Here is a 24161-nt window from a genome sequence, read left to right as displayed (position 1 = left end):
ACAAATTATTGTGGCACATATACTTAATATAGAAACAGCAACGACCAATTGTTCGGTATCGATATCTAGAAATGGTGAATGTATAGCTTTAAAAGAGGATTATGATAAAAAATATTCTCATGCAGAGCGTTTACATGTGTATGTTGATGATGTTTTAAAAGAAGCCAATCTTAACTCCCAAGATTTAGATGCCATAGCAGTAAGTAAAGGTCCAGGGTCTTATACAGGTTTAAGAATAGGAGTTTCAGCAGCCAAAGGACTTTGTTTTGCACTTAATATTCCTTTAATTTCTGTTTCTACTTTAGAAGCTTTAGCTTATCAGGTTGATTGTGAAGATGGAACTATTGTTTCTATGTTAGATGCAAGGAGAATGGAAGTGTATTCGGCGGTGTTTGATGCAAAACACAATCAAATTAGAGAGACACAAGCACAAGTTTTAGATGAAGATGCTTTTAAGCATTATTTAGACCAAGGCAAGGTCTATTTTATTGGTAACGGCGTCGAAAAAACTAAAGAATTAATTAATCATTCAAATGCTATATTTATTGAAAACAAATTACCATCTGCCAAGGAGATGTGTAGTTTAGGATTTAGTAAATATAAAATAAGCGACACCGAAGATGTCGCCTATTTTGAACCTTATTATTTGAAAGATTTTGTGGCTATAAAGCCGAAAACTTCTTAACCTTTCTTTTGAATTTCAACTTGATGTGGGTAAGGGATTTCAATACCAGCCTTGTCAAGAGCTTCTTTCACGTCTTCCGTTATTCCGAAGTAAACATCCCAATAATCGCCTGCAGTACTCCATGGTCTAACCGCAAAATTTATTGAGCTATCAGCTAGTTCAGATACATTTACTGTTGGAGCTGGTTCCCTTAGCACTTTTGGATGAGCGGTCAGTACATTCATTAAAACTTCTTTTGTTTTCTTAATGTCTGAATCATAACCTACACCAAAAACCAAATCAACACGACGTGTTCCTTCAGTAGTATAGTTAATTATATTTCCGTTTGATAACGAACCATTAGGAATAATTATTTCTCTATTAGATAATCCTGTTAGTTTTGTAGTAAAGATTTCAATTTCTTTTACAACTCCTACTTCACCCTGAGCTTCAATTAAGTCACCAATTTTAAACGGCTTGAAAATCATAATTAAAACGCCTCCTGCAAAATTTCCCAAAGAACCTTGTAGAGCTAAACCTATAGCTAAACCAGCTGCTGCAAGTATGGCGGCAAAAGAGGTGGTTTCCACGCCAAGTTTGGCAAGAATGGCTAGGATTAATAATATTTTTAAAATCCAACCAAGTAAGTTTAATAAAAACTTTTGTAAACTTTCATCGTATTCGGCTTTAGTCATAATACGTTTTGTGCCATTAAGTAATTTTTTAATTACCCAAGAACCAATAATCCAGATAATAATGGCTCCAATAATTTTAAGACCATATTCTGTGGCTAAGCCAATCCATTTTTCTGTGTCAATGTTTTCCCAATTCATAATTTTTTTGAATTAATTAGTTAAGTAAAATTAAAGAGTAAATATTAAATTTAAATTATTAAAATGATAATAATCTATCATCAATTTTTTACAAAAAGCAAATAATTAAAGCTACAATAGCAGGAACTGCTTGCACATAGAATAGTTTAATTTGCTTTGTTGAGTAAGACCCATAAATGCCTGCTAAAGTCACACAAATAAGAAAAAATATTGTAGTTTTCATGTCATTTTGAACTATTGAAAAGATTAGTCCAGCAGCTAAAAAACCATTATATAGCCCTTGATTAGCTGCAATTACTTTAGTTTCCTCTGCAAATTCTTTAGATTTTAGACTAAAAGTTTTTATACCCTTCGGTTTAGTCCAAAGGAACATTTCTAATATTAGAAAGTAAAAGTGTTCCAGAGCTACAAGAGCTATTAAGATTATTGTTAAAGAACTCATTCTAATAATAGTTTTATAGCTTTACCAACTTCTGAAACGGGGAGCTTACAGGCTTTATTGACACATACATAAATAAGGGTACTTTCTGGATTATATCTGTTTTCTAAAAGCGGCATATTGTTTTCATTGGTGCTACCAGCAATAAGCTTATTAGGGATATAGGTTTTATTTAAAGTTTCAATTTTATCCTTGGCTTTTTCGCCTACAATGGCTACTTCGTAATAGGGCTGGGCATAGTTTAGCATAAGGTCTAACCAATTAGAATACCCAGATGGATATTCCTGCATTTCTGGTTTTACATTATTAAGCATGGTCATAGCAGTTTTACTGAAATGAGAATTATCAAAATAATGTGATAGTTTGAATAAGTTTTTTGCCATAATGGAATTACTCGCTGGAATAACATTATCGCGATACTCGATGCTTCTAGATACTAACGAGTCATCTTCATTAGAGGTAAAGAAAAACATTTTGCTGCTTTCATCATAGAAATGATCAAAGGTGTAATTCGCTAAGTCTCTGGCCGTATTTAACCACTTTTCATTTAAAGTAGTTTCATAAAGACTAATAAAAGCGTCAATTGTGGCTGCGTAGTCTTCTAAGTAGCCATTAATAGTGCTTTTACCATTTTTATAGGTGTGGTAGAGTCCACCATCTTCTCTTAACTGATTGCCAATTATAAATTCAGCATTTTGTATTGCCGAATTCAAATAATTTTTATTTTCTAAAACTCTGTAAGCATCATTATAGCCTTTTAGCATAAGGGCATTCCATGAAGTTAGGGTTTTATCATCTAACCTTGGTTTGTCTTTTTTATCACGCTCTTTTAAAAGCATGTTTTTCCATTTAGAGACTTTTTCGGTTAGTGTTTCAAGAGTTATATCATGTTTTTTGATAATGGATTCATCATCATCTTTTCTAATTAAAACATAATGGCCTTTTTCCCAAAGCCCATAGTTGTTAATATTGAAATAATCTGAAAACAAATAAAAATCATCACCTATAACTAGCTGGAGTTCCTCTTTATTCCAAACATAGTAAGCGCCTTCTTCTAATTCTCCTTCTGGTGAGTTACTGTCGGCATCAAGCGATGAGAAAAATGCGCCATTTGCTAGAGTCATTTCATTTTTAATGTACTCAAGGGTCTCGGTTATAACATTTTTATATAATTCGTTTTTTGTGATTAGGTAAGCATCCGCATATAGACTAACTAACTGACCATTATCGTAAAGCATTTTTTCGAAATGAGGGATGTGCCAAACAGGATCTACAGAGTATCTCGAAAATCCGCCTCCAACTTGATCGAAAATACCACCATATGCCATTTTCTTTAGCGTTAAGTTAACAAACTCTTGAAGTTTTTTATCATTGGTTTGATATGCATATCGCAACAAGAAATGGTAGTTATTTGGCATCATAAACTTAGGGGCTCTATTTAAGCCACCATCACGATTATCGAATTGTTTAGACCAATTTTTTATAGCTTCATCTATATAGTCTTTCTCAAAAACGGGTTCATTTGTGTTTAATTGAACCACATCGAGTGCTTTTATACCTTGTTCTAATTTTTGTGCATATTCACGGAGTTTTTCAGGTTTTTCATTGTATAATTTTGAAATCTGTTCTAGAGCGCTTAACCATTGTTCTTTCTTAAAATAAGTACCTCCCCAAACCGGACGTCCATCTGGTAGTGCCACAACGTTTAATGGCCAACCACCACTTCCGTTCATCAGCTGAACAGCATTCATGTAAACTTGATCCACATCTGGACGCTCTTCTCTGTCGACTTTAATATTTATAAAGTTTTTGTTCATTATTTGGGCTACTAAGCTATCTTCAAAACTTTCATGTTCCATAACGTGACACCAATGGCATGCCGAATAACCAACACTTATAAGAATCAATTTATTTTCTGTTTTTGCTTTGTCTAAGGTGCTTTTATTCCAAGGGTTCCAATCTACTGGATTATGCGCATGCTGTAATAAATAAGGACTTGTTTCATTTATTAATGCGTTCGTGTATTTATGCTCCATAGGTTCATTATTCTGACCTTTACAGCCCATTATTAAAATAACAAATACTAATAATTGTAGATACTTCATAAATCAAAGTTAGCAAAATTAAGGCATAAAAAAAGTGTTCATTAATTGAACACTTTTCTTTTATTGTCTATGTTAAAGAGGTTGTTCATTACAACAATCGAACAAGATTTTGCTAGTTTTTAGGTTCAGCTTCCTGATTTTGTAACGCTTGTTTTTGTCTTAAAAGCTCATTTTTACTAATGTTAACTAAGTTAAAATTAGGAGCAGTTTTTAGTGTAGCATCCAATATATCTACAGCTGCATCAATATTAACTTTTGGGTCCTTGTTATATTCTAAAAGGGCATTTAAATACATGAAAGCAGATTTTAACGGTACTTGATAAGGAGTTTGCGTCTCATAAAAAGCTTTCTTTTCTTCCGCATTTGCATTTGCTAAACCATAAGTAATATGTTTATTAGCTTCGTCTAATTTTTTTAGTTGTAAATTAATTTCCGCTAATTCATAAGCTATAAGGGCATTAGGTTTTCTTTTAAACATTTCTTCAAACTGTAAAACGGCCAATTTAGGTTGATTAACGGCTTTAAGTGCCACAGCTTTAACCTCTACTGCAATATCAGAATCATCAATAATTCTATCTATACCTATCGTATTTAAGGCTTGTAAATTTAAACCTTCGCTCATATAAATATATGCTAAAGTGTCTTTTCTAGCTTGGGAAGGGGCAATTACGTTTAAATGTGTCATGGCGTTTATTATACCTTGCACATCACCTTGAGCTTTCATTTCCTTGTAATAAGCCTCGAAGTGTTTTAAAAGACCATCATTGCTTTGTGCATTTAGTTGCAAGCCAACTACTAATAATATCAGCGTCAAAATTCGTTTCATTTTTATTATTTTAAAATTTTGCTAAAACTAAAAAAAAATAGCAGTTTAACTCTTAAAAGAATGCTAATATTTTTTAAGTCGTTTTTAGTGTATTCAATAGTATTCTATTGCTTTTAAGTATTTGTATGTCAGGATAATGGTTTGCTGAAATTGTTTTCCTTTTAGGAAATCTAAAAAAAAAAAACTATATTTAAGATAACTAAATTTTTAGACATGGGTATAAAAAGTTTTCAAGGTTCAAGACGGCAGCAAGCAAACACGAGTGATGATACGCCTTTAAAGGTTAGTGATTATATGACAACTACTTTAATAACCTTTACACCAGATCAAACTATTGAGAGCGTCATGCAAAAGCTTATTAAGAATAGAATTTCTGGTGGTCCTGTAGTAAATGAAAAAAATGAATTAATTGGTATTATTTCTGAAGGCGATTGCATTAAACAAATTAGTGAAAGCCGTTATTATAATATGCCTATGCAAGATAAAACCATTGAGAAACATATGGCCACTAATGTAGAAACTATTGATGGTAATATGAATATTTTTGATGCCGCCAGTAAATTTATTCAAGCAAAACGGCGGCGATTTCCCATTGTTGAAAATGGTAAATTGGTAGGGCAAATAAGCCAGAAAGATGTGCTTAAAGCGGCAATGAAATTAAAGGGTCAGACCTGGAAATAATTTGTAGTTAGTTTTTTAACTTTCGCGTTTCACCAAGGCGTAATAATCTCCATCTAAAGGGAGGTATCCTTGATCGTAAACAAAGTAATAGATTGTACCAGCTTTAGTTCTGTAAATGCTGGTAAAATAATTAAAGTCGAAACCCGCTTCGATAAGTCTTGCTCTTGAAATTTTAGTTTTTTGATTTGGATTTAATATTTCTAGAATTCTATAATTTTTACGTAACCTATTATTTGTATTTCGTATAAGGTTTTTACTATCCTTATTAACTTTATTGTTATATGCATTTCGGCAACCATCGCTACAGAATTTTTTATCAATTCTACCCACAATTTTATCGCCACATTCTAAACATTGTTTATCCATAATTTTGTTGTTTTAATTCATACCAATTAATCATTTCATTTTCATAAGGAAACTGCTCCATATACTTTAGACCTATTTTTTGCAAGACTTTATTAGAAGCAATATTGTCAATTTCGGCTGCACCACAAATGGTTTTAATGTCTAAATCTTTAAACCCAAAATCTAAAACTGCTTTTGAAGATTCTGTAGCATAACCTTTTCCCCAGTATCTTGGGATAAATCGATAACCAATATCATAAAAGTCTCTTTTGTCTCCTAAAGTTTCCATGTCTCCAGTATTAAATTTAATACCAGACCAACCAATGAACTCTCCAGAAGGTTTTTCTATGGCTGCAAAACGACCGATACCTCTTTCTTGGTATTGACTAATGACACTTTCGAGAATCTTAACCGACTCCTCTAAAGTTTTCACAGGTTTTTTGCCCAAGTAAGCATGAACTTCTGGGTTAGAGTCTAGTTCGAACATCCCATCTAAATCCGATAAGCGTAATTCTCTCAAAATAAGACGTTCTGTTTCAATATAAAATGTCATTCTTTTATTGTTATTAAAACCAAATTGTCAATTAAATCATTCATGCTTAAAACTGAGGAGGCATAATCGCAATTAAACTGTAATGCAGCTGCAATTTTTTTGCCAGGATAGTAGATAAATATGGAATTAAAACCAGGCATAAATCCTGTATGACCATAAGCTTGCCCTAATTTGGATTCATAAATAAAACTCCCCATGCCATAGGAGCTTTTATTTTCAACGTTAGTGCCATTTGGATTTGGAGTGGTTATATGCTTTAAAGTAGATTTTGAAAAAAGGCTACCCTCGTAATATAATTTTACCCACTTTGCCAAATCTGAAGTTGTTGAAGCCATACCACCCCCAGTCCATTCCAATTGAGGATTAATAAAATATTCGCCATTCTCGACTGTTTTTCTTGGAGCATAAAATGTTTCAGGTAATTTGGAATATCCCGTTGCTAAATTTGGAATTGATCTTGTTAATGAAGGATGAGTGTTAGAGAGCTCATGCGGATTTAACAATTTAGATTTCACCATATCGTAATAGTTATTTGATGTTACCTTTTCAATGAGCATGCCTAGCAGGATGTAATTTGTGTCTGAATACGACCAAGACTTTCCAGCTTCATGAACAGGGTCATCGCCGAAAATAAAGGATAGTCTGTCTTTGTAGGTCCATATTTTGTTAGGGTTTTTGTGTAATGTTTTCCACACTTCTGTTTTCAATACATATCTTGGTAGACCACTTGTGTGTTGAAGTAACATTTCTACAGTAATGTCCTTCATGTTAGGCAGTTTATGTAACCAAACCACCTCTGGAAAATAAGAAGTATATTTTTCTTTTAAATTTACGGTGCCTTTATCCACCAATTGCATTATAAGGGCAGCGGCATAAGTTTTTCCAATACTACCAGAAAATAGGGTATTGGTTTTAGAAAGGGGAATTTTATTCTCAATATCCGAAAACCCTGCTGCATAATCTTCTGAAGTGCCATTTTCATAAATTATGGAAAAGCACAGCCCAGGGATATTGTTTTCAGCAAGTGTTTTGTTAAGTGTTTCAAGAAGTTGTTTGTGTCGTTTTGTCTTTTGCGCAAATATTGATGTGTTTATGAATAAACATAATAAAATTCCAAGTGAGCAATAGTTTAAATTTTTCATAAGTAATATTTTGATTACCATTTACCGGCATATTTTAAATCTATTTGCGATTTTTCTTGTAAGTATAAATATTGATATCTTAAAATTTGCCGTATGTGTAAATAATCATGAGCTAGCCAATTGGTTAGAAATAATTTGGCAGACATATCACCAAATTTAGAGTGCTTAAATGTGTTCGCCCATTTGGCTTGTTGTAAACCTTTTAACCATGTAATAGATTTGTCTCGTTCGCTTAAAAAAGAGTTGAGAGACTTATTATAGTTTTTAGATATATAATCACGTTGTAAAACCCAACCCTCGGGGTCTATAGGACTCATTTCTTCTGAAGGTGTTTCTAACACGTGTTGAGTTCTCGAGCGAAAATCTTCAACTTCCTCATCTAATAAATGGGCAACAATTTCGAGTAAGCACCATTTTTCTGGTTTTGGACGCCATAGTAATTCTTCTTCAATTTTTGTTTCGAGAAGATTTTTGAATATAGAGCGATTGGATTCAAGTTGAGCTATAATAGATTGAACTGTCATAAAAGTTTTAATAGAGCTCTCAATATATAAAGAATTTTATTCGTTTACAAACGACTACAAACATTTACAAACGATTTTAAATAAGTAACAACCGAATATAATTTAAATCAGATCACATATTTGCAGTGTCGAGACATACAAACTCGATAGTATTAACTGTTTAACGATAAAATTTAAAATTATGAACACACTTAGAAACAAAGTACAGTTGATTGGTAACTTAGGAAACGATCCAGAAATCATCAATCTAGAATCAGGCAAAACATTAGCCAAATTTAACATTGCTACAAATGAAAGTTACACCAATAACAAAGGCGAGAAGATTACTGATACGCAATGGCACAATGTTGTGGCTTGGGGTAAAACAGCTCAAATAATTGAGAAGTATGTTGCCAAGGGAAAAGAGGTCGCTATAGAAGGTAAATTGACTTCAAGAAGTTATGATGATAAAGAAGGGAACAAGCGTTACATTACAGAAGTTGTATGCAGCGAATTACTTATGTTAGGAAAATAAACAGATTCTTTTAATAGGCGCGATTTATCCAAATCGCGCCTATTGTTTTTTAATTTACATAGATGAGATTAATATTAAAAGTTTTCAATTAAAAAGATTCGCTTATAAGCCCTATTTTATTTAATTATTCATAATTAGAATTCCACTTACTCTAAAAATCAATAAAACTTTCTCAAGCTTGCTATCCTTAGTCTAAGCTTTAGTATTTTTAGGGCTAATTTCATTAAACTAGAAGATGTCTGTAGAGCCAAAATTAACTAGATTCAATCAAAGTGTTTTATCAAAATATCAGATTTACAATAGTATATTCATGACATTACCTTTTGATGCTGTTACTAAAACAGGAGTTTTACTTCCGTTGTTTCATGAAACATGTAAAAAAGGATTTAACAATGGTGATGATCCAACGACTATTGTTAATATGTTCTTCGAAAAATATCAAGCAAGAAGAAATAAACAAAGTCAAATTAATCTTTTATTTAGATTTATACAATATATAGAACGACAAGTTGTATTGTTTGATGCTATTGAAGATGCGGCTTTTCCTGTTGTAAACAATATGGAAGGGGTTGGTACACTAAGAAACCTAAAGGGTTCTGCAAATTCAGAAGGTAAATTGGAAGAATTAAAAGCGTTTCTAGAAGAATTTAAAGTGCGTATAGTATTAACTGCTCACCCAACTCAATTTTATCCTGGGTCAGTTCTAGGTATAATTACAAACCTTACTGAAGCTATTAAGAATAATGACCTAAATGAAATAAATAATTTGTTTGGTCAGTTAGGTAAAACACCTTTTTTTAAACATAAAAAACCAACGCCTTATCAAGAAGCTAAGAGCTTAATGTGGTATCTTGAGAATGTGTTTTATAAAACATTTGGAGATATCTATAACTACATCCAGACAAACATTTATGATGACGGTAAAAAACATAATGACATCATAAATATTGGATTTTGGCCAGGTGGAGATCGTGATGGAAACCCATTTGTAAAACCAGAAACTACTCTTAAAGTTGCTAAAAAGCTTAAAAAATCTATTCTCAAAAAATATTATCTAGATTTAAAAGACCTAAGAAAGAAACTAACCTTTAGAGGTGTTGAAGAACGCATTATTCGACTTGAAACCATCATGTATGAGTACAGTATCAACTTAAAAACCAAAAAGGCAATTACCCCTAAAGAACTTAGAAAAGAGCTTTTAGATATTAGAGATATTATCGTTGAGCAACATCAATCGCTTTATGTAAGTGAAATTAACAATCTTATAAATAGAGTTCATCTTTTTGATTACAGGTTTGCTTCACTAGATATTAGGCAAGATAGTAGAATTCACCATAGTGTATTTACCACAGTGATAGACCATTTAATCTCAACAGGAAGCTCATCATTTCCTAAAAATTATCACGATTTATCTGAACCAGAGCAAATTGAAATCTTATCAAAAGCAACCGACGATGTTGGAGATTTAGATGCTTTTGAGGATGAAATGGTTAGAAATACTTTAAAAACTATTGCCATTATAAAAGATATTCAAGAAAGTAACGGCGAGCGTGGCGCTAACAGATATATAATTAGTAACAATCAAACGGCATTAAATGTGATGCAGTTATTTGCTATGTTAAAAATGGTTGCTTTTAAGGATAATTTAACTGTGGATGTAGCCCCTTTATTTGAAACAATTCCCGATTTAGAAAATGCTCCTGGTGTTATGGAACAACTGTACCAAAACCCAGAATATATAGCACATTTAAGAGCTAGAGGAAGCAAACAACATATTATGTTAGGCTTTTCTGATGGTACAAAAGATGGTGGATACCTCATGGCGAATTGGGGGATTTATAAAGCAAAAGAATTACTTACAGAGATGTCTAGAAAATATGGAATTACAGTAATATTTTTTGATGGTAGAGGAGGGCCACCAGCACGTGGCGGTGGAAAAACACATAATTTCTACTCATCTTTAGGGCCGACTATTGAAGATAAAGAAGTACAGATAACCATACAAGGACAAACAGTAAGCTCTAATTTTGGTACAAATGATTCTGCTCAATACAATCTAGAACAACTAATTAGTTCTGGAATTAAGAATAGAATTGATGGTGAAAAAAATCGTTTGTCTCATAAAGACAGATTAGTAATGAATGATTTGGCAGAAACCAGCTATCAAACTTATAAAGATTTTAAAAGTCATGCAATGTTTATACCTTATTTGGAACGTATGAGTACTTTAAAATATTACGCCAAAACTAATATTGGGAGTAGACCATCAAAACGTGGCAAATCAGATAAATTAGTGTTTTCAGATTTAAGAGCTATTCCATTTGTGGGGTCTTGGAGTCAGTTAAAACAAAATGTTCCAGGCTTTTATGGAGTTGGTACTGCATTAAAGGTTTATGAAGATAATGGTGAGTGGGAAAAAGTACAGCACCTATATAATAACTCTAAATTTTTCAAGACACTTTTAGAAAATAGTATGATGTCTTTAACTAAATCATTCTTTGACTTAACAAAATATATGTCGAAAGATGAAGAGTTTGGAGAATTTTGGACTATTATTTTTGAAGAATATCTCATTACAAAACGATTATTGTTAAAACTAACTGGTTATTCTGAATTAATGGAGAATGAACCAGCTGGTAAGGCTTCAATTCAAGTTAGAGAGTCCATAGTTTTACCATTATTGACCATACAACAATACGCGCTTAAAAAGGTGCAAGAATTTGAGAAGGCTGGTGTTCCAAATGATGATCCTGAAAAGTTGATTTTTGAAAAAATTGTAACGCGTTCATTATTTGGTAATATAAACGCGAGTAGAAATTCGGCCTAAAACTTCATGAACTAATTTGATTAATTAATTCTTATATTATGTGAGAATTAATTAATCAATTTAGTTTATAATGAAACCACTTCTTTTTTCAGTATTATTCCTTTTGTCTTTTGGTTTTTTAACTGCGCAAGACAATCTTTCAGAAGAAACCAAATCCTTTGTCATTCATGAAAAGGGGTATTATGTACTTCAAAATTTAACCATTCTTGATGGAACTGGTGATTCAGCAAAGTACAATCAAGATGTTATTATTAATGGAGACAAAATTGAATCGGTTGGGGCTGATTTAAAGGTGCCATTTGGAGCTTTGGCTATTAATATGGAAGGCAAAAGTGCTATTCCTGGTTTGGTAATGCTTCATGAACATTTGTTTTATCCTAAAACAACTCCGGACAAGAAATACGGAGTCGACCAAATGACATATTCATTCCCTAAATTATATTTAGCGGGAGGTGTTACCACAATGCGTACGGCAGGAAGTATTATGCCTCAAGCCGATGTTAACATAAAAAATGCAATTTTAAGAGGTGAGCTACCAGGACCCAAAATGGATGTTACTAGTCCGCACTTGGATAGAGAAGGCACTGGCCTTGTTGAATTAGGACCCTTCGATTCGACAGAACAAGCCGTAAAAATGGTAAATTTTTACGCTGATATAGGCGTTACCTCTTTTAAAGTTTATAATTTTATTACTAGGGATGACTTAAAAGCTATTTGTGATGCTGCTCATGCTAGAGGGATGAAGGTAACAGGACATTTGTGTTCCATTACTTATAAGGAAGCTGCAGACCTAGGAATAGATAATTTAGAACATGGTTTTTTTGCAAGCAGTGATTTTATAGCTAACAAAGAGCCTGATGTGTGTGAGCCATTTAAGCAAAGCAAATCACTTTTAAATTTGCCTGTAGACTCAAATAACATGACGGATCTCATTAAACACTTGGTAGAAAAAAACGTAGCTTTAACCTCTACGATTAATGTTTTCGAACCCTACACAAAAAGAGAGGTTGTGCCAGGAGGTGGTTTGATTGCTTTGTTTCCTAAAGCAAAAGAGAAAGTTTATAAAAGATGGGCAAGTAAACAAGGAAGAGATTCTTTAGACTATGAACTTTTTAATAAGTCTAAAATATGGGAAAAAGCATATTATGATGCAGGAGGACTTTTAGTAGCGGGAACAGATCCTACTTATGATGGTAGAATTGTTGCAGGTTATGCTAATATGCGATTAGTTGAGCTTTTTGTTGAAATGGGTTTTAATATTTCTGAAGCAATAAAGATTTGTACACTTAATGGAGCAAAATATTTGGATCAAGAAAAGGCAATTGGAACCATAGAAAATTCAAAAATCGCCGATATTGTTATTCTAAATGAAGACATTAGTAAGAATATCAATGCGATAAGAAGTGCTGAAATTGTTTTTAAAAATGGTATTGGATATAGTTCGAAGAAGTTATTTAAGGCTGCAGAAGGCATAGTAGGAATTAGATAGTTTTTCCCCCATATTAAAAGTTATTTAGTGTCTATTATTACAGGAATAAAAAAAGGGTTTCTTTTAAGAAACCCTTTTCTAAACTATATATTTAATATGGCTAGTGTTCATTCATACGGAAATCTGCGTAAGCATCCATACCGTGTTCATGACCATCTAATCCTTCTAATTCTTCTTTTTCAGAAACTCTAATTCCAATAGTCTTCTTAAGTGTAAAAATTATTAGGAATGATGTTACAATACAAAAAGCTGCGTAACATGCTACACCTATTAATTGTGCAACGAAAGTATGATCTGGGTTAGTAGAAAAAATACCAACAGCAAGTGTTCCCCAAATACCACAAATTAAGTGAACGGCAATAGCGCCAACAGGATCGTCTAATTTAATAGCATCAATAAAAGAAACGGCAAAAACAATTAATGCACCTGCAATAGCACCAATAATAATAGCGCTTTCAGGTGTCATAACATCTGCTCCAGCTGTGATACCTACTAAACCACCTAAGATACCATTTAAGAACATAGTTAAATCTAAATTCTTATATCTTAAGAAAGAAACTAAAGAAGCAACTACACCTCCTGCCGCAGCGGCCAAACATGTTGTAACTAACGTTAATGAAGTTAATTCTGGATCTGCCGAAAGTACTGAACCGCCGTTAAATCCAAACCATCCTAACCAAAGAATTAAAACGCCTGCAGTTGCTAATGGAATATTATGGCCAGGAATTGCTTGTGGTTTACCATCTTTAAATTTACCAATTCTAGAACCTAATAAATAAACAGCAACTAAAGCTGCCCAGCCACCAACGGAATGAACTAATGTTGAACCAGCAAAATCGTAAAATCCTAATTCATCTAAAAATCCGCCACCCCATTTCCATGAACCAGCAATAGGATATACTATTCCTACGTATATTACTGTAAAAATCATAAATGCTCCAATTTTCATACGCTCAGCAACAGCTCCAGATACAATTGTAGCGGCGGTAGCAGCAAACATGCCTTGAAACAAGAAATCTGTCCACCAAGTATAGCCTCCATCTGCATAATCAGGTGTCATGCCGTTTTCAGGAGCTCCAATCCCAGGAACAATAGATCCTATGTACCCGTTAAAATCTCCGGGGTACATTAAATTAAATCCAATTAGGTAGTATAATAGTAACCCAACGGTGATAATGAAAATATTTTTGAATAAAATATTTATCGTGTTTTTTTGTCTTGTTAACCCAATCTCTAAGAATGCAAAACCTGTATGCATAAAGAAAACGAGTGCTGTACAGACCATCATCCATACATTATTAGCTGTAAATAATCCTTCCATCATTAAATTTTATTATATATTATTATTTTAAAGTGTCTCCACCTTTTTCTCCTGTTCTTATTCTGTAACACTCGCTGATATCTGAAACGAATATTTTACCATCTCCGACTTCACCCGTGGCAGCAGACTCTAAAATGGCTTTAATAGTTACGGCTTCAAAATCGTTATTTACCACAATCGATAAATACCTACGTTGTATATCACTTGTGCTATATGAGACACCTCGGTATACATGTCCTTCTTTTTCATTCCCTAAACCAGTTACGTCCCAGTAAGAGAAGAAATTAACCCCAACATCATGCAACGCTTCTTTTACAACGCGATATTTTGATTTTCTAATAATTGCTTCAATTTTTTTCATAATATTTTAGTTTTAATAATTTGCTACTAAAAGTAACAAATTTTAGTAGTTTAGGTGCTTTACATAAAATGAATGCCTTGGGTTTATAAGCAAGGCATTCATTTTGTTTTACTTGAAGTAAACCTTAAACTATATTTAGTTACATTTTAATCTTGAATTTCTCTTTGTCTTTTACCAGGGTATGCTAAAGCACCGTGCTCCGATAAATCAAGACCTTCAATTTCAACTTTTTCCGAAACTCTTAATCCAATAGCTTTCTTAAGTATGAATAAGAATACGAATGATGTACCAGCAGCCCAAGCGGCATATGCTAATGCTCCAATTAATTGAGTAACAAATTGGTCAGATCCACCACCGTTTAATAATCCAATTCCAGTATCACCATCAATTCCCCAAAGACCTATTACAATAGTTCCCCAGAAACCAGCTACACCATGCACAGAAAATGCACCTACAGCATCATCAATCTTAAGCTTTTGCTCAACAAACTCCATGGCGAATACTACAATAATACCGCCTACGAAACCAGCGGCCAACGCACCAACCTCACTCATATTACCACAACCAGCAGTTATGGCAACCAATCCTGCTAAAGCACCATTAAGCGTCATATCTATATTAGGTTTCTTATACTTAACCCATGACAAGAATAACGCACCTAAAGCACCAGCGGATGCAGCTAAGTTAGTCACTAGAACTACCATTGAAGCTCCAGTCGCATCATCACCACCCCAAGCTAATTGAGAACCACCGTTAAATCCGAACCATCCGAACCAAAGGATGAATACACCAAGAGCAGCCAATAGCTTATTGTGACCTGGGATATTAACGGCTTTACCGTCTATATACTTCCCTAAACGTGGTCCTACTAAGGCAGCTGCAACTAAAGCAGCCCAACCACCAACAGCATGAACAATTGAAGAACCAGCGAAATCAATAAAGCCCATTTGAGCTAACCAACCATCACCGTTCCATTGCCATCCACCAGCAATAGGATAAATTATAGCAGTCATTACAACTGAAAAAATAATGTATGTACTATACTTGGTTCTACCTGCAACAGCTCCAGAAACGATTGTAGCAGCAGTAGCGCAGAATACGGTTTGAAAGAATAAATCTGCAGGTGAAGAATCTTCTCCGCCGTACCACATAAATCCATCCCATCCAATCCATCCGCCTGTAGATCCATACATTAATGAGTAACCTACAAACCAGAATACTATTGATCCAACAGCAATGTCTAAAACATTTTTCATTGCTATGTTAACTACGTTTTTAGAACGTGTCATTCCAGATTCCACTAATGTGAATCCAGCCTGCATTAAGAATACCAAGATACCAGAAATAAGCATCCATAACATTCCCATGTCGCCTTCAATTGCGGCGGTGTCTTGAATTATAAGGGGTATGTTTAATAACGACATATTTTATAATTTTAATGGTTAGTAATTAATTTTAAGGAGAATAAAGCAAGTACTTATTTAATAAAAAAGCACTTGCTTTTATTCTTTTTATAATATTATTTTTTAAACAGTATTACTGTTTAGAATGTTACAATTGCAGCTAAAGTAAAAGCAGCAAGATTATCTGAAGCCATGCCATCAGAATCAATATAAGGCATACTATCGCTCCAAGAATCTAATCTAATTTCTGGTTTAATAATTAAGTTTTCTACAGTGTAGCTACCTGTTAAAGTCGTAGCGAATACACTTGGTTCAACAGCATTTGGTGCATCTGAATGCAATGCAAAATACTCACCTCTTAATCCTATTGAGAAACTATCAGATGTCGCTAACTGTGGGTATAAAGCAGCACCGTAGAATCCAGAACCGTCATTGTCATTATAAGCAGCGTTAATTCCTAAAAAGAAAGAATCTGATAAATCAAAACCACCTGTATAGTCAATTTCGAAACCTAAACCATCGTGTTCGCCGCTATCATAATATAAATTAAGATATTGACCGTAAAAACCTAATTGAGCTCCAAGTGCATATTCACCAGTTCCAGAAACATCATTAGTATCCCAAGGGTTAGTAATAGCTAACATTAAACTCCAATCTTCGGATAAAGTAAAATCAGCCTTTAAACCCATGTGTGAAAAAGGACCACTTGAAAATAAATAAGAGCAACTGTAGTTAAAGTTTGCTGCAGGAGCAATTACCTCATACCCTAAAAAAGTATTCCATCTACCAAATGTTAATGTTGTACCTTCAGATACATTCCAATAAACATATGCTTGGTTTACGATACCGTCCACAATATCACTATTAAATGTAGCACCTTCTCCTCTCGGTCCAGTAACTAAATCAAGGACAGCACCTACTTTTCCGCCTTCATAAGAAGCAATAATATTTCCCATCCCTAAAGCAAAACCTGATTGTCCAGCAAAGGCAGTTCCAAACGATACTTCTTCGTTGTCTGGAGCTGTAAGGTAAGTTTGATAATAGGCATCAATACTACCACTAATTGAAAGTTTCTTTTCTGGAGCTTCTTCCTGAGCAAATAACGCTGTTGCTGCAAAAAGCATTGAAAGTGTAATAATTTTTTTCATAATTGTTTTCATTTTAAGTTGTTAATTTTTTAGATCTAAATAATTTTAATTAGTTTTTGTTTTTAAGTTATTAGAATTAGACCTAAATTTTCTTAATGAACGGGTCAAAACTATGAGAAAAAGAATTAACCCCCATAAAAAATAGGGGTATGATGCATACTTTTATTAATATTTTAATTTTAACCCTATTTTTTTAATGGTATTGTTAAAATAAATAGATTTTTTAGCATTTTGACAAACGTTTGGATTGAATTATTGTCAGTATTTTCTAGCTTTTCATGATATTTATTTTAAAAAAATTATAATTCCATATTTTAAATTCACATTTCCTCAAATTATTACGAATTTTAAGCCTTTGAATATTTATTAAAAAATCCTGCTATTATTGATATATACCTATTTTTTTATTCGGTTATCTCGTAAAATCGAAATAATGAATTTACCTCTATTGTAATTCAATTGTTAGTGAGTATCTTAGCTCTTCAACTCAAGTTTTTAAACTAAATTTTGTTGATTATGCTGAAGAAACAAGGACTGTATTTGCCTGAATTTGAACATGAAAATTGCGGAGCAGGATTTATATGTAATCTAAAGGGAGAAAAAACAAATCAAATTATTCATGATGCACTAGAAATTCTTGTAAAATTAGAGCATCGAGGAGGGGTAAGTGCTGATGGTAAAACAGGCGATGGTGCGGGCTTATTAATAGATATTCCACATGATTATTTTAGGCGTGTTAGTGGTTTGCCTATTCCAGCTCCAAGAGAGTATGCAGTAGGTATGGTTTTTTTGCCTAAAGTTAGAAATCAATATAAGTTTTGTAAGGACACTTTTGAAAGAGAAGTTAAGGCGCAAGGTTTAACTGTTATAGGTTGGAGAAAAGTACCTGTAGACTCTACACAATTGGGGGAAATTGCTAAGTCATCGGAACCTAATATTGAGCAACTTTTTATAGGTAAAGGCGAAGATATATCTGAAGCCACATTTAAGGCTAAATTGTATGCTGCTCGTAAAATTACAGAGCACGAGATTAGTAACTCTAAAATTTCTGAAAGCACCTATTTTTACGTACCTAGTTTGTCCACAACAACTATTATATATAAAGGTATTATTATGCCTGAAGATATTGGGCCATATTATACGGATTTACAGGAAATAGATTTAGTGACAAGACTAGCCTTGGTGCATCAGCGTTTCTCAACAAACACAATGCCTACATGGGAATTGGCGCAACCATTCCGTTTTATGTGTCAAAATGGTGAAATAAATACACTTCGTGGTAATGTGAGTAGAATGCGTATTCGTGAAGAGATTATGCGAAGTGATGTGTTTGGTCCTCAAATAGAGAAGTTATTTCCAATAATCTTGCCAGGGAAATCAGATTCTGCATCCATGGATATGGTGGTTGAATTACTTACGCATACGGATAGGTCATTACCAGAAATTATGATGATGATGATTCCTGAGGCATGGGAAAAACATAAGACCATGTCTGATGATAAAAAAGCATTCTACGAATACAACGGTTGCATTATGGAACCTTGGGATGGCCCTGCATCTGTGCCATTTACAGATGGTGATTATATTGGTGCACTTTTAGACAGAAACGGCTTAAGACCTTCAAGATATACAGTTACCAAAAGTGGTAAACTTATTATGTCTTCAGAAATAGGTGTTGTTGATATAGATCCAGAAGATATTGAGAGTCATGGTCGTTTAGAGCCAGGAAAAATGTTCTTGGTTGACATGAATAAGGGGCGCATTATTGAAGATGAAGAAATTAAGAGTAAAATTGTTTCAGAAAGACCATATAAAGAGTGGTTGGATAAAACGCGTTTGCATCTTAGAGACGTGCCTTATACCAACGAAACCTGCCCTATTGAAACTATCGATATAAAAACTAGACAACGTTTATTTAATTATACTTTTGAAGATATTCAAGAAGTTATCACACCTATGGCTGTTGTAGGTAAGGAAGCTTTAGGTTCAATGGGTATAGACACCCCATTAGCTGTATTATCCGATAGACCACAACTTATTTCAAATTATTTCAAACAATTATTTGCCCAAGTAACTAATCCACCTTTGGATGGCATTCGTGAAAAAATTGTAACCGATATTAGTTTAAATCTTGGTAAGGATAGAAACATCTTTAGTATTACAGATAGACAGTGTAGAAAATTAAGAATTCAAAACCCTGTAATATCAAATGCCGATTTAGAAAAAATTAGATCGATTTCAATTGAAAGCTTTAAAGCTGAAACTATTGAAATACTTTATCCTAAAGCAAAAGGTCTTAATGGTCTTGAAGATGCTTTAGAGGATATTATAAAGCAAGTAGAGAAAGCTATTGAAAGAAAAACAAATATTATTATTCTTTCAGATAGAGGGGTTAATCAAGAATTTGCACCAATACCAGCATTATTGGCATGTTCTTATGTAAATCATCAATTAAATCGTTTACGTAAGCGTTCATATTTCGATATTATTATTGAATCTGCAGAACCTCGTGAACCACATCATTTTGCGACACTATTTGGTTATGGTGCAAGTGCCATTAATCCTTACATGGTTAATGAAATTATTAGAATGCAGGTAAAGGAAGGTTTCATTACAGGAATGGATGAACAAAAAGCTGTCGATAATTTCAACGAAGCCATAGGGAAAGGGATATTGAAAATTATGAATAAAATAGGAATCTCTACCTTGCATTCATACAGAGGTTCTCAGATTTTCGAAATCGTTGGTTTCAACTCGCAATTTGTTGAAAAATACTTCCCATACACGGCTTCAAGAATTGAAGGTATAGGATTATACGAAATTGAAAAAGAAATAAATGAGCGTTATAAATATGCTTATCCAGATAATTTAATTGATAAACGATTAGGTTTAAATATTGGAGGTGATTACAGATGGAGACGTAATGGCGAACGCCATTTATTTAATCCAACGACGGTTGCCAAATTGCAGCAAGCGGTTCGATTAAGTGATCAAGCGAGTTACGATGTTTATTCAAAAACTATTAACGAGCAGTCTGAGAACTTAATGACCATTCGTGGGTTGTTTGAATTTGATAATTTAGATCCAATTCCATTAGATGAAGTTGAGCCATGGACAGAAATTGTTAAGCGATTTAAAACTGGAGCGATGTCTTATGGTTCCATCTCTCGTGAAGCACATGAGAATTTAGCCATAGCCATGAACCGAATTGGTGGTAAATCTAATTCAGGTGAAGGAGGAGAAGATAGAAACCGTTTTCATCCAGATGTAAATGGAGATAGCAGAAATTCTGCAATTAAGCAAGTAGCTTCTGGCCGTTTTGGTGTTACCTCACACTATTTAACGAATGCAAAGGAGATACAAATTAAAATGGCTCAAGGAGCAAAACCTGGAGAAGGTGGCCAATTACCAGGTGAGAAAGTTTTACCTTGGATTGCAGCGGCACGTAACTCAACACCATTTGTGGGATTAATTTCACCACCGCCACATCATGATATTTATTCAATTGAGGATTTAGCTCAGTTAATTTTCGATTTAAAAAATGCAAATCGAGATGCACGAGTTAATGTTAAATTAGTATCAGAAGTTGGTGTAGGAACTATTGCTGCTGGTGTTGCAAAAGCAAAAGCAGATGTCGTACTTATTTCTGGATACGATGGAGGAACAGGTGCATCTCCATTAACTTCCTTAAAGCATGCCGGATTACCATGGGAGCTCGGTCTTTCAGAAGCACAACAGACATTAGTTTTAAATAACTTAAGAAGTAGAATTGTTGTAGAATGCGATGGACAGTTAAAAACTGGTCGTGATGTAGCGATTGCTGCACTTTTAGGAGCAGAAGAATTTGGTTTTGCAACAGCACCATTAGTGGCTTCAGGATGTATTATGATGCGTAAATGTCACTTAAACACTTGTCCAGTTGGAGTTGCAACTCAAGACAAGGAGCTGCGTAAAAACTTTAAAGGAACACCAGAGCACGTTATTAATTTCTTCTTTTATATAGCAGAAGAGTTAAGAGGTATCATGGCACAGTTAGGGTTTAGAACGCTTGGTGAAATGGTTGGTCAAACACATAAAATAAATGCTAATAAAGCTATAACACATTATAAAGCAAAAGGATTAGACTTATCAAGTATACTGCATAGACCAAGTGCTTATAATAACTTAATAGTTAAGAATACTGAAAAACAAGACCATAACTTAGAAAATGTTCTCGACTTTACAATTTTAAAAGACTCGCATAGAGCCTTATATAGGAAAGAAAAAATGACTTTAGAGTATCCTATTAAGAATGTAAATAGAACAGTTGGAGCTATAGTTAGTAATGAAATTTCCAAAATTTATGGGCATTTAGGTCTGCCAGAGGACACTTTAAATATAAATTTTAATGGTTCTGCAGGTCAAAGTTTTGGAGCATTTGGAGCACATGGTTTAACATTTACATTGGAAGGAAATACGAATGATTACTTAGGGAAAGGTCTTTCTGGGGCAAAACTAATTGTTAAGAAACCAGCAAAGGCAGATTTTATTGCAGAGGATAATATTATTGTTGGTAATGTTTGCTTATTTGGAGCAGTTCATGGTGAAGCTTATATCAATGGAATTGCTGGAGAACGGTTTGCCGTTCGTAATTCGGGGGCAACTACAGTTGTGGAAGGTGTTGGAGATCATTGTTGTGAGTACATGACTGGTGGACGCGTAGTAGTTCTCGGAAAAACTGGAAGAAATTTTGCTGCAGGTATGAGTGGAGGTATTGCTTATGTATATGATCCAGCAAATAAATTTGTAAACGGATTATGTAATACAGAAACCATAGAATTTGAAGATATATCTACAGAAGATGCATCGGAATTAAAAGGATTCATTGAAAAGCATGTGCTTTATACTAATAGTAAGAAAGGACAAGAGTTATTATCGGCTTGGGAATCAAGTTTGGGTAACTTTATAAAAGTGATGCCTATCGAGTATAAGCGTGCATTAAAACGTTTAGAGACGGAAGAGCCGATGGTAGAAGAATTAACAACAGCATAGTGTTATGGGAAAAGTAACAGGATTTAAAGAATTTGAAAGACAAGATGAAAAATATACGCCTGTAGAAGAGCGTGTAAAACATTATAAAGAATTTACTGTACCATTAAGTGAGTCTGAACTTACTAAGCAAGGGTCACGTTGCATGGATTGTGGTATTCCATTTTGCCATAGTGGTTGCCCACTAGGGAATTTAATACCAGATTTTAACCACATGGTTCACCAAGGAGAATGGCAAAAGGCTTCATGGATTTTACATTCTACAAATAATTTTCCTGAATTTACTGGAAGGTTATGTCCAGCACCATGTGAAAAATCATGTGTATTAGGAATAATTGAAGACCCAGTATCTATCGAGAATATTGAAAAAAATATTGTAGAACGAGCCTTTCAGGAAGGTTGGATTAAACCACAACCTCCAAAAATACGTACTGGTAGAACCATTGCTATTGTAGGTTCTGGTCCTGCAGGATTAGCAGCAGCTCAACAGCTAAATAGAGCGGGACATTCTGTAACAGTTTTTGAAAGAGATGATGAAATAGGAGGATTGCTTCGTTATGGAATTCCTAATTTTAAAATGGAAAAGGAAATTATTGATCGCCGTTTAGCGATTCTTGAAGCAGAGGGTATAACTTTCCAAACAAATGTAAATGTTGGTATTAATTATGATGTTGAAGAATTGAAAGGCTTTGATGCTGTAGTTTTATGTGGTGGTGCAACAGAAAGAAGAAGTTTGCCAACACCAGGTATTGATGCAGAAGGCGTTGTGCAGGCAATGGATTTCTTAACACAACAAACTAAAGTTTTGTTTGGTAAGAAAGTTGAAAACCAAGTGATGGCTACCGATAAAAATGTTATCGTTATAGGAGGTGGAGATACAGGGTCAGACTGTATTGGAACTTCCAATAGACACGGAGCAAAGTCGGTTGTTAATTTCGAAATTATGCCGAAGCCTCCAGGTCACCGTTCGCCACAAACACCGTGGCCGTTTTGGCCATTACAGTTAAAAACGTCTTCTTCGCATGAAGAAGGTGTTGAAAGAAACTGGCTTATAAATACAAAGGAATTTATTAAGGATAAAAACGGAAAATTAACAGGCTTAAAAACGGTTAATGTAGAATGGAAAATGGTACCTGGTCAAAGACCTCAGCTTATTGAAGTTGAAGGAACAGAAAAAACTTGGCCATGTGATTTAGCATTGTTAGCGCTTGGTTTTACTGGTCCAGAAAGCACACTTGCTGAGAAGTTAGGTATTAAAACAGATGCGCGTTCAAATTATAAAGCCGAATACGGTAAATATCAAACAAATATTTCAAACATTTTTACTGCGGGAGATATGCGCCGTGGACAATCTTTAATTGTTTGGGCAATTTCAGAAGGAAGAGAAGCTGCACGTCAAGTAGATATTTATTTAATGGGTAAATCAGATTTACCTTCAAAGGATATTGCTGGTGATTTGGTTGCTATGTAAGAATAGTTTTATTTTAATAAAATAGCGTTCTGTTGAACATTTATTAAAAATAATAAAACACTATTTAATTAAAACACTATATTTGTGTTCACTCATTTTAAAAAATAGATGGCAAGAAGCATTGTATCATTACTTTTATCAACAATTTTTTTGGTGTTTTTAGCAGCGCCTACAATTTTAGTTGCTGTTGATAATTCGATTGATGTTTCTATATTTTATGCTTCTTCAGAAGAAGAAGAAAAGGGAAGTGAAAAAAATAAGGATAAAGAAATTTTATTTTTTGAATTCGATATTAGTGAGTCAGATTTTAATTTAAACGAAACTAATAATTGCTTAGGGTATTACTTCAAAAATTACCCTAAACCGCACCTAAATTTAATTTCACCACCTCCGGAATTAGGCATATTATCATAATGTTTTTCAGGCTTCATTATTAAGCCACTCAAGTATTAATTTAGTTTAGGTTTGTTAAACTTAGACTACAAAT

20 protein-coding genes are annotated in these 24161 nt (G+C 33.8%); 8 read left to right on the top strand and 12 right to left on the bottom strand.

Annotation, left to right across the window (positions count from 1 at the left end; all coding sequences use genetic code 11):
* Nucleotides 1-10: 10 nt before the first annotated feature.
* Nucleotides 11-685, top strand: a complete 675-nt coding sequence (tsaB, locus tag FEF17_RS03345; protein ID WP_139000949.1) for a tRNA (adenosine(37)-N6)-threonylcarbamoyltransferase complex dimerization subunit type 1 TsaB — start codon at nt 11-13, stop codon at nt 683-685.
* On the opposite strand, the gene FEF17_RS03340 is transcribed toward tsaB, so the two are convergent.
* The 4 genes from FEF17_RS03340 to FEF17_RS03325 all read right to left on the bottom strand — a co-directional run bounded on the left by FEF17_RS03340 (nt 682) and on the right by FEF17_RS03325 (nt 4867).
* The gene (locus FEF17_RS03340) at nt 682-1497 is read right to left on the bottom strand and encodes a mechanosensitive ion channel family protein (protein WP_139000948.1); all 816 of its coding nucleotides are present in this window, start codon (nt 1495-1497) and stop codon (nt 682-684) included. The two genes, tsaB and FEF17_RS03340, sit on opposite strands and share 4 nt — an antisense overlap.
* An 88-nt stretch (nt 1498-1585) precedes the next feature.
* Nucleotides 1586-1939 carry a DUF1304 domain-containing protein gene (locus FEF17_RS03335; RefSeq protein ID WP_139000947.1) on the bottom strand — a complete coding sequence of 118 codons (354 nt, stop codon included), beginning with the start codon at nt 1937-1939 and terminating at the stop codon, nt 1586-1588.
* The gene (locus FEF17_RS03330) at nt 1936-4041 is read right to left on the bottom strand and encodes a thioredoxin domain-containing protein (RefSeq protein WP_425552626.1); all 2106 of its coding nucleotides are present in this window, start codon (nt 4039-4041) and stop codon (nt 1936-1938) included. The genes FEF17_RS03335 and FEF17_RS03330 overlap by 4 nt, the downstream gene beginning before the upstream one ends.
* 112 nt (nt 4042-4153) lie before the next feature.
* Nucleotides 4154-4867 carry a hypothetical protein gene (locus tag FEF17_RS03325; RefSeq protein ID WP_139000946.1) on the bottom strand — a complete coding sequence of 238 codons (714 nt, stop codon included), beginning with the start codon at nt 4865-4867 and terminating at the stop codon, nt 4154-4156.
* Between the two features lie 213 nt (nt 4868-5080).
* Here FEF17_RS03325 and FEF17_RS03320 point away from each other — a divergent pair, with 213 nt between their 5' ends.
* Nucleotides 5081-5548 carry a CBS domain-containing protein gene (locus FEF17_RS03320; RefSeq protein WP_139000945.1) on the top strand — a complete coding sequence of 156 codons (468 nt, stop codon included), beginning with the start codon at nt 5081-5083 and terminating at the stop codon, nt 5546-5548.
* Between the two features lie 15 nt (nt 5549-5563).
* Here the strand turns inward: FEF17_RS03320 and FEF17_RS03315 are convergent, their stop codons facing one another.
* The 4 genes from FEF17_RS03315 to FEF17_RS03300 are packed head-to-tail and all read right to left on the bottom strand — an operon-like array spanning nt 5564 to nt 8112.
* Nucleotides 5564-5914 (bottom strand): hypothetical protein, encoded by a 351-nt coding sequence (locus FEF17_RS03315; protein ID WP_139000944.1) that lies wholly within the window; start codon nt 5912-5914, stop codon nt 5564-5566.
* Nucleotides 5907-6446 (bottom strand): GNAT family N-acetyltransferase, encoded by a 540-nt coding sequence (locus FEF17_RS03310; protein ID WP_139000943.1) that lies wholly within the window; start codon nt 6444-6446, stop codon nt 5907-5909. Before FEF17_RS03310 ends, FEF17_RS03315 begins: the two co-directional genes overlap by 8 nt.
* Nucleotides 6443-7588, bottom strand: coding sequence for a serine hydrolase domain-containing protein (locus FEF17_RS03305; RefSeq protein ID WP_170180957.1), 1146 nt, complete (start codon nt 7586-7588; stop codon nt 6443-6445). Before FEF17_RS03305 ends, FEF17_RS03310 begins: the two co-directional genes overlap by 4 nt.
* 14 nt (nt 7589-7602) lie before the next feature.
* On the bottom strand, nt 7603-8112 hold the full coding sequence (locus tag FEF17_RS03300; RefSeq protein ID WP_139000941.1) for a DinB family protein: 510 nt from the start codon (nt 8110-8112) through the stop codon (nt 7603-7605).
* 181 nt (nt 8113-8293) lie between these two features.
* On the opposite strand from FEF17_RS03300, the gene FEF17_RS03295 reads away from it, so the two are divergent.
* The 3 genes from FEF17_RS03295 to FEF17_RS03285 all read left to right on the top strand — a co-directional run bounded on the left by FEF17_RS03295 (nt 8294) and on the right by FEF17_RS03285 (nt 12942).
* Nucleotides 8294-8626: a single-stranded DNA-binding protein gene (locus tag FEF17_RS03295; RefSeq protein ID WP_139000940.1), complete on the top strand. Its 333-nt coding sequence runs from the start codon at nt 8294-8296 to the stop codon at nt 8624-8626.
* Between the two features lie 235 nt (nt 8627-8861).
* A complete protein-coding gene (locus FEF17_RS03290; protein ID WP_139000939.1) occupies nt 8862-11453 on the top strand; it encodes a phosphoenolpyruvate carboxylase in 2592 nt (863 codons plus the stop codon).
* Nucleotides 11454-11523: 70 nt separating this feature from the next.
* A complete protein-coding gene (locus tag FEF17_RS03285) occupies nt 11524-12942 on the top strand; it encodes an amidohydrolase family protein (protein WP_139000938.1) in 1419 nt (472 codons plus the stop codon).
* Between the two features lie 100 nt (nt 12943-13042).
* On the opposite strand, the gene FEF17_RS03280 is transcribed toward FEF17_RS03285, so the two are convergent.
* The 4 genes from FEF17_RS03280 to FEF17_RS03265 form a co-directional block, all read right to left on the bottom strand.
* Entirely contained in the window at nt 13043-14266 is a 1224-nt protein-coding gene (locus tag FEF17_RS03280; protein ID WP_425552627.1) for an ammonium transporter, read from the bottom strand.
* Nucleotides 14267-14285: 19 nt separating this feature from the next.
* Entirely contained in the window at nt 14286-14624 is a 339-nt protein-coding gene (locus tag FEF17_RS03275) for a P-II family nitrogen regulator (RefSeq protein ID WP_139000937.1), read from the bottom strand.
* 146 nt (nt 14625-14770) lie between these two features.
* The gene (locus FEF17_RS03270) at nt 14771-16048 is read right to left on the bottom strand and encodes an ammonium transporter (protein WP_139000936.1); all 1278 of its coding nucleotides are present in this window, start codon (nt 16046-16048) and stop codon (nt 14771-14773) included.
* Nucleotides 16049-16167: 119 nt separating this feature from the next.
* On the bottom strand, nt 16168-17175 hold the full coding sequence (locus FEF17_RS03265) for an outer membrane beta-barrel protein (protein ID WP_139000935.1): 1008 nt from the start codon (nt 17173-17175) through the stop codon (nt 16168-16170).
* A 516-nt stretch (nt 17176-17691) separates the two neighbouring features.
* On the opposite strand from FEF17_RS03265, the gene gltB reads away from it, so the two are divergent.
* The 3 genes from gltB (at nt 17692) to FEF17_RS03250 (ending at nt 24088) form a co-directional block, all read left to right on the top strand.
* Nucleotides 17692-22206 (top strand): glutamate synthase large subunit, encoded by a 4515-nt coding sequence (gene gltB, locus FEF17_RS03260; RefSeq protein ID WP_246046778.1) that lies wholly within the window; start codon nt 17692-17694, stop codon nt 22204-22206.
* 4 nt (nt 22207-22210) lie between these two features.
* Nucleotides 22211-23674 carry a glutamate synthase subunit beta gene (locus FEF17_RS03255; RefSeq protein WP_139000934.1) on the top strand — a complete coding sequence of 488 codons (1464 nt, stop codon included), beginning with the start codon at nt 22211-22213 and terminating at the stop codon, nt 23672-23674.
* Nucleotides 23675-23782: 108 nt separating this feature from the next.
* On the top strand, nt 23783-24088 hold the full coding sequence (locus FEF17_RS03250; RefSeq protein ID WP_139000933.1) for a hypothetical protein: 306 nt from the start codon (nt 23783-23785) through the stop codon (nt 24086-24088).
* The last annotated feature ends 73 nt before the right edge of the window (nt 24089-24161 follow it).

This window comes from Hyunsoonleella aestuarii, assembly GCF_006148925.1.
Taxonomy (GTDB): domain Bacteria; phylum Bacteroidota; class Bacteroidia; order Flavobacteriales; family Flavobacteriaceae; genus Algibacter_D; species Algibacter_D aestuarii.
This window is presented reverse-complemented; position numbering and strand designations above follow the sequence as displayed.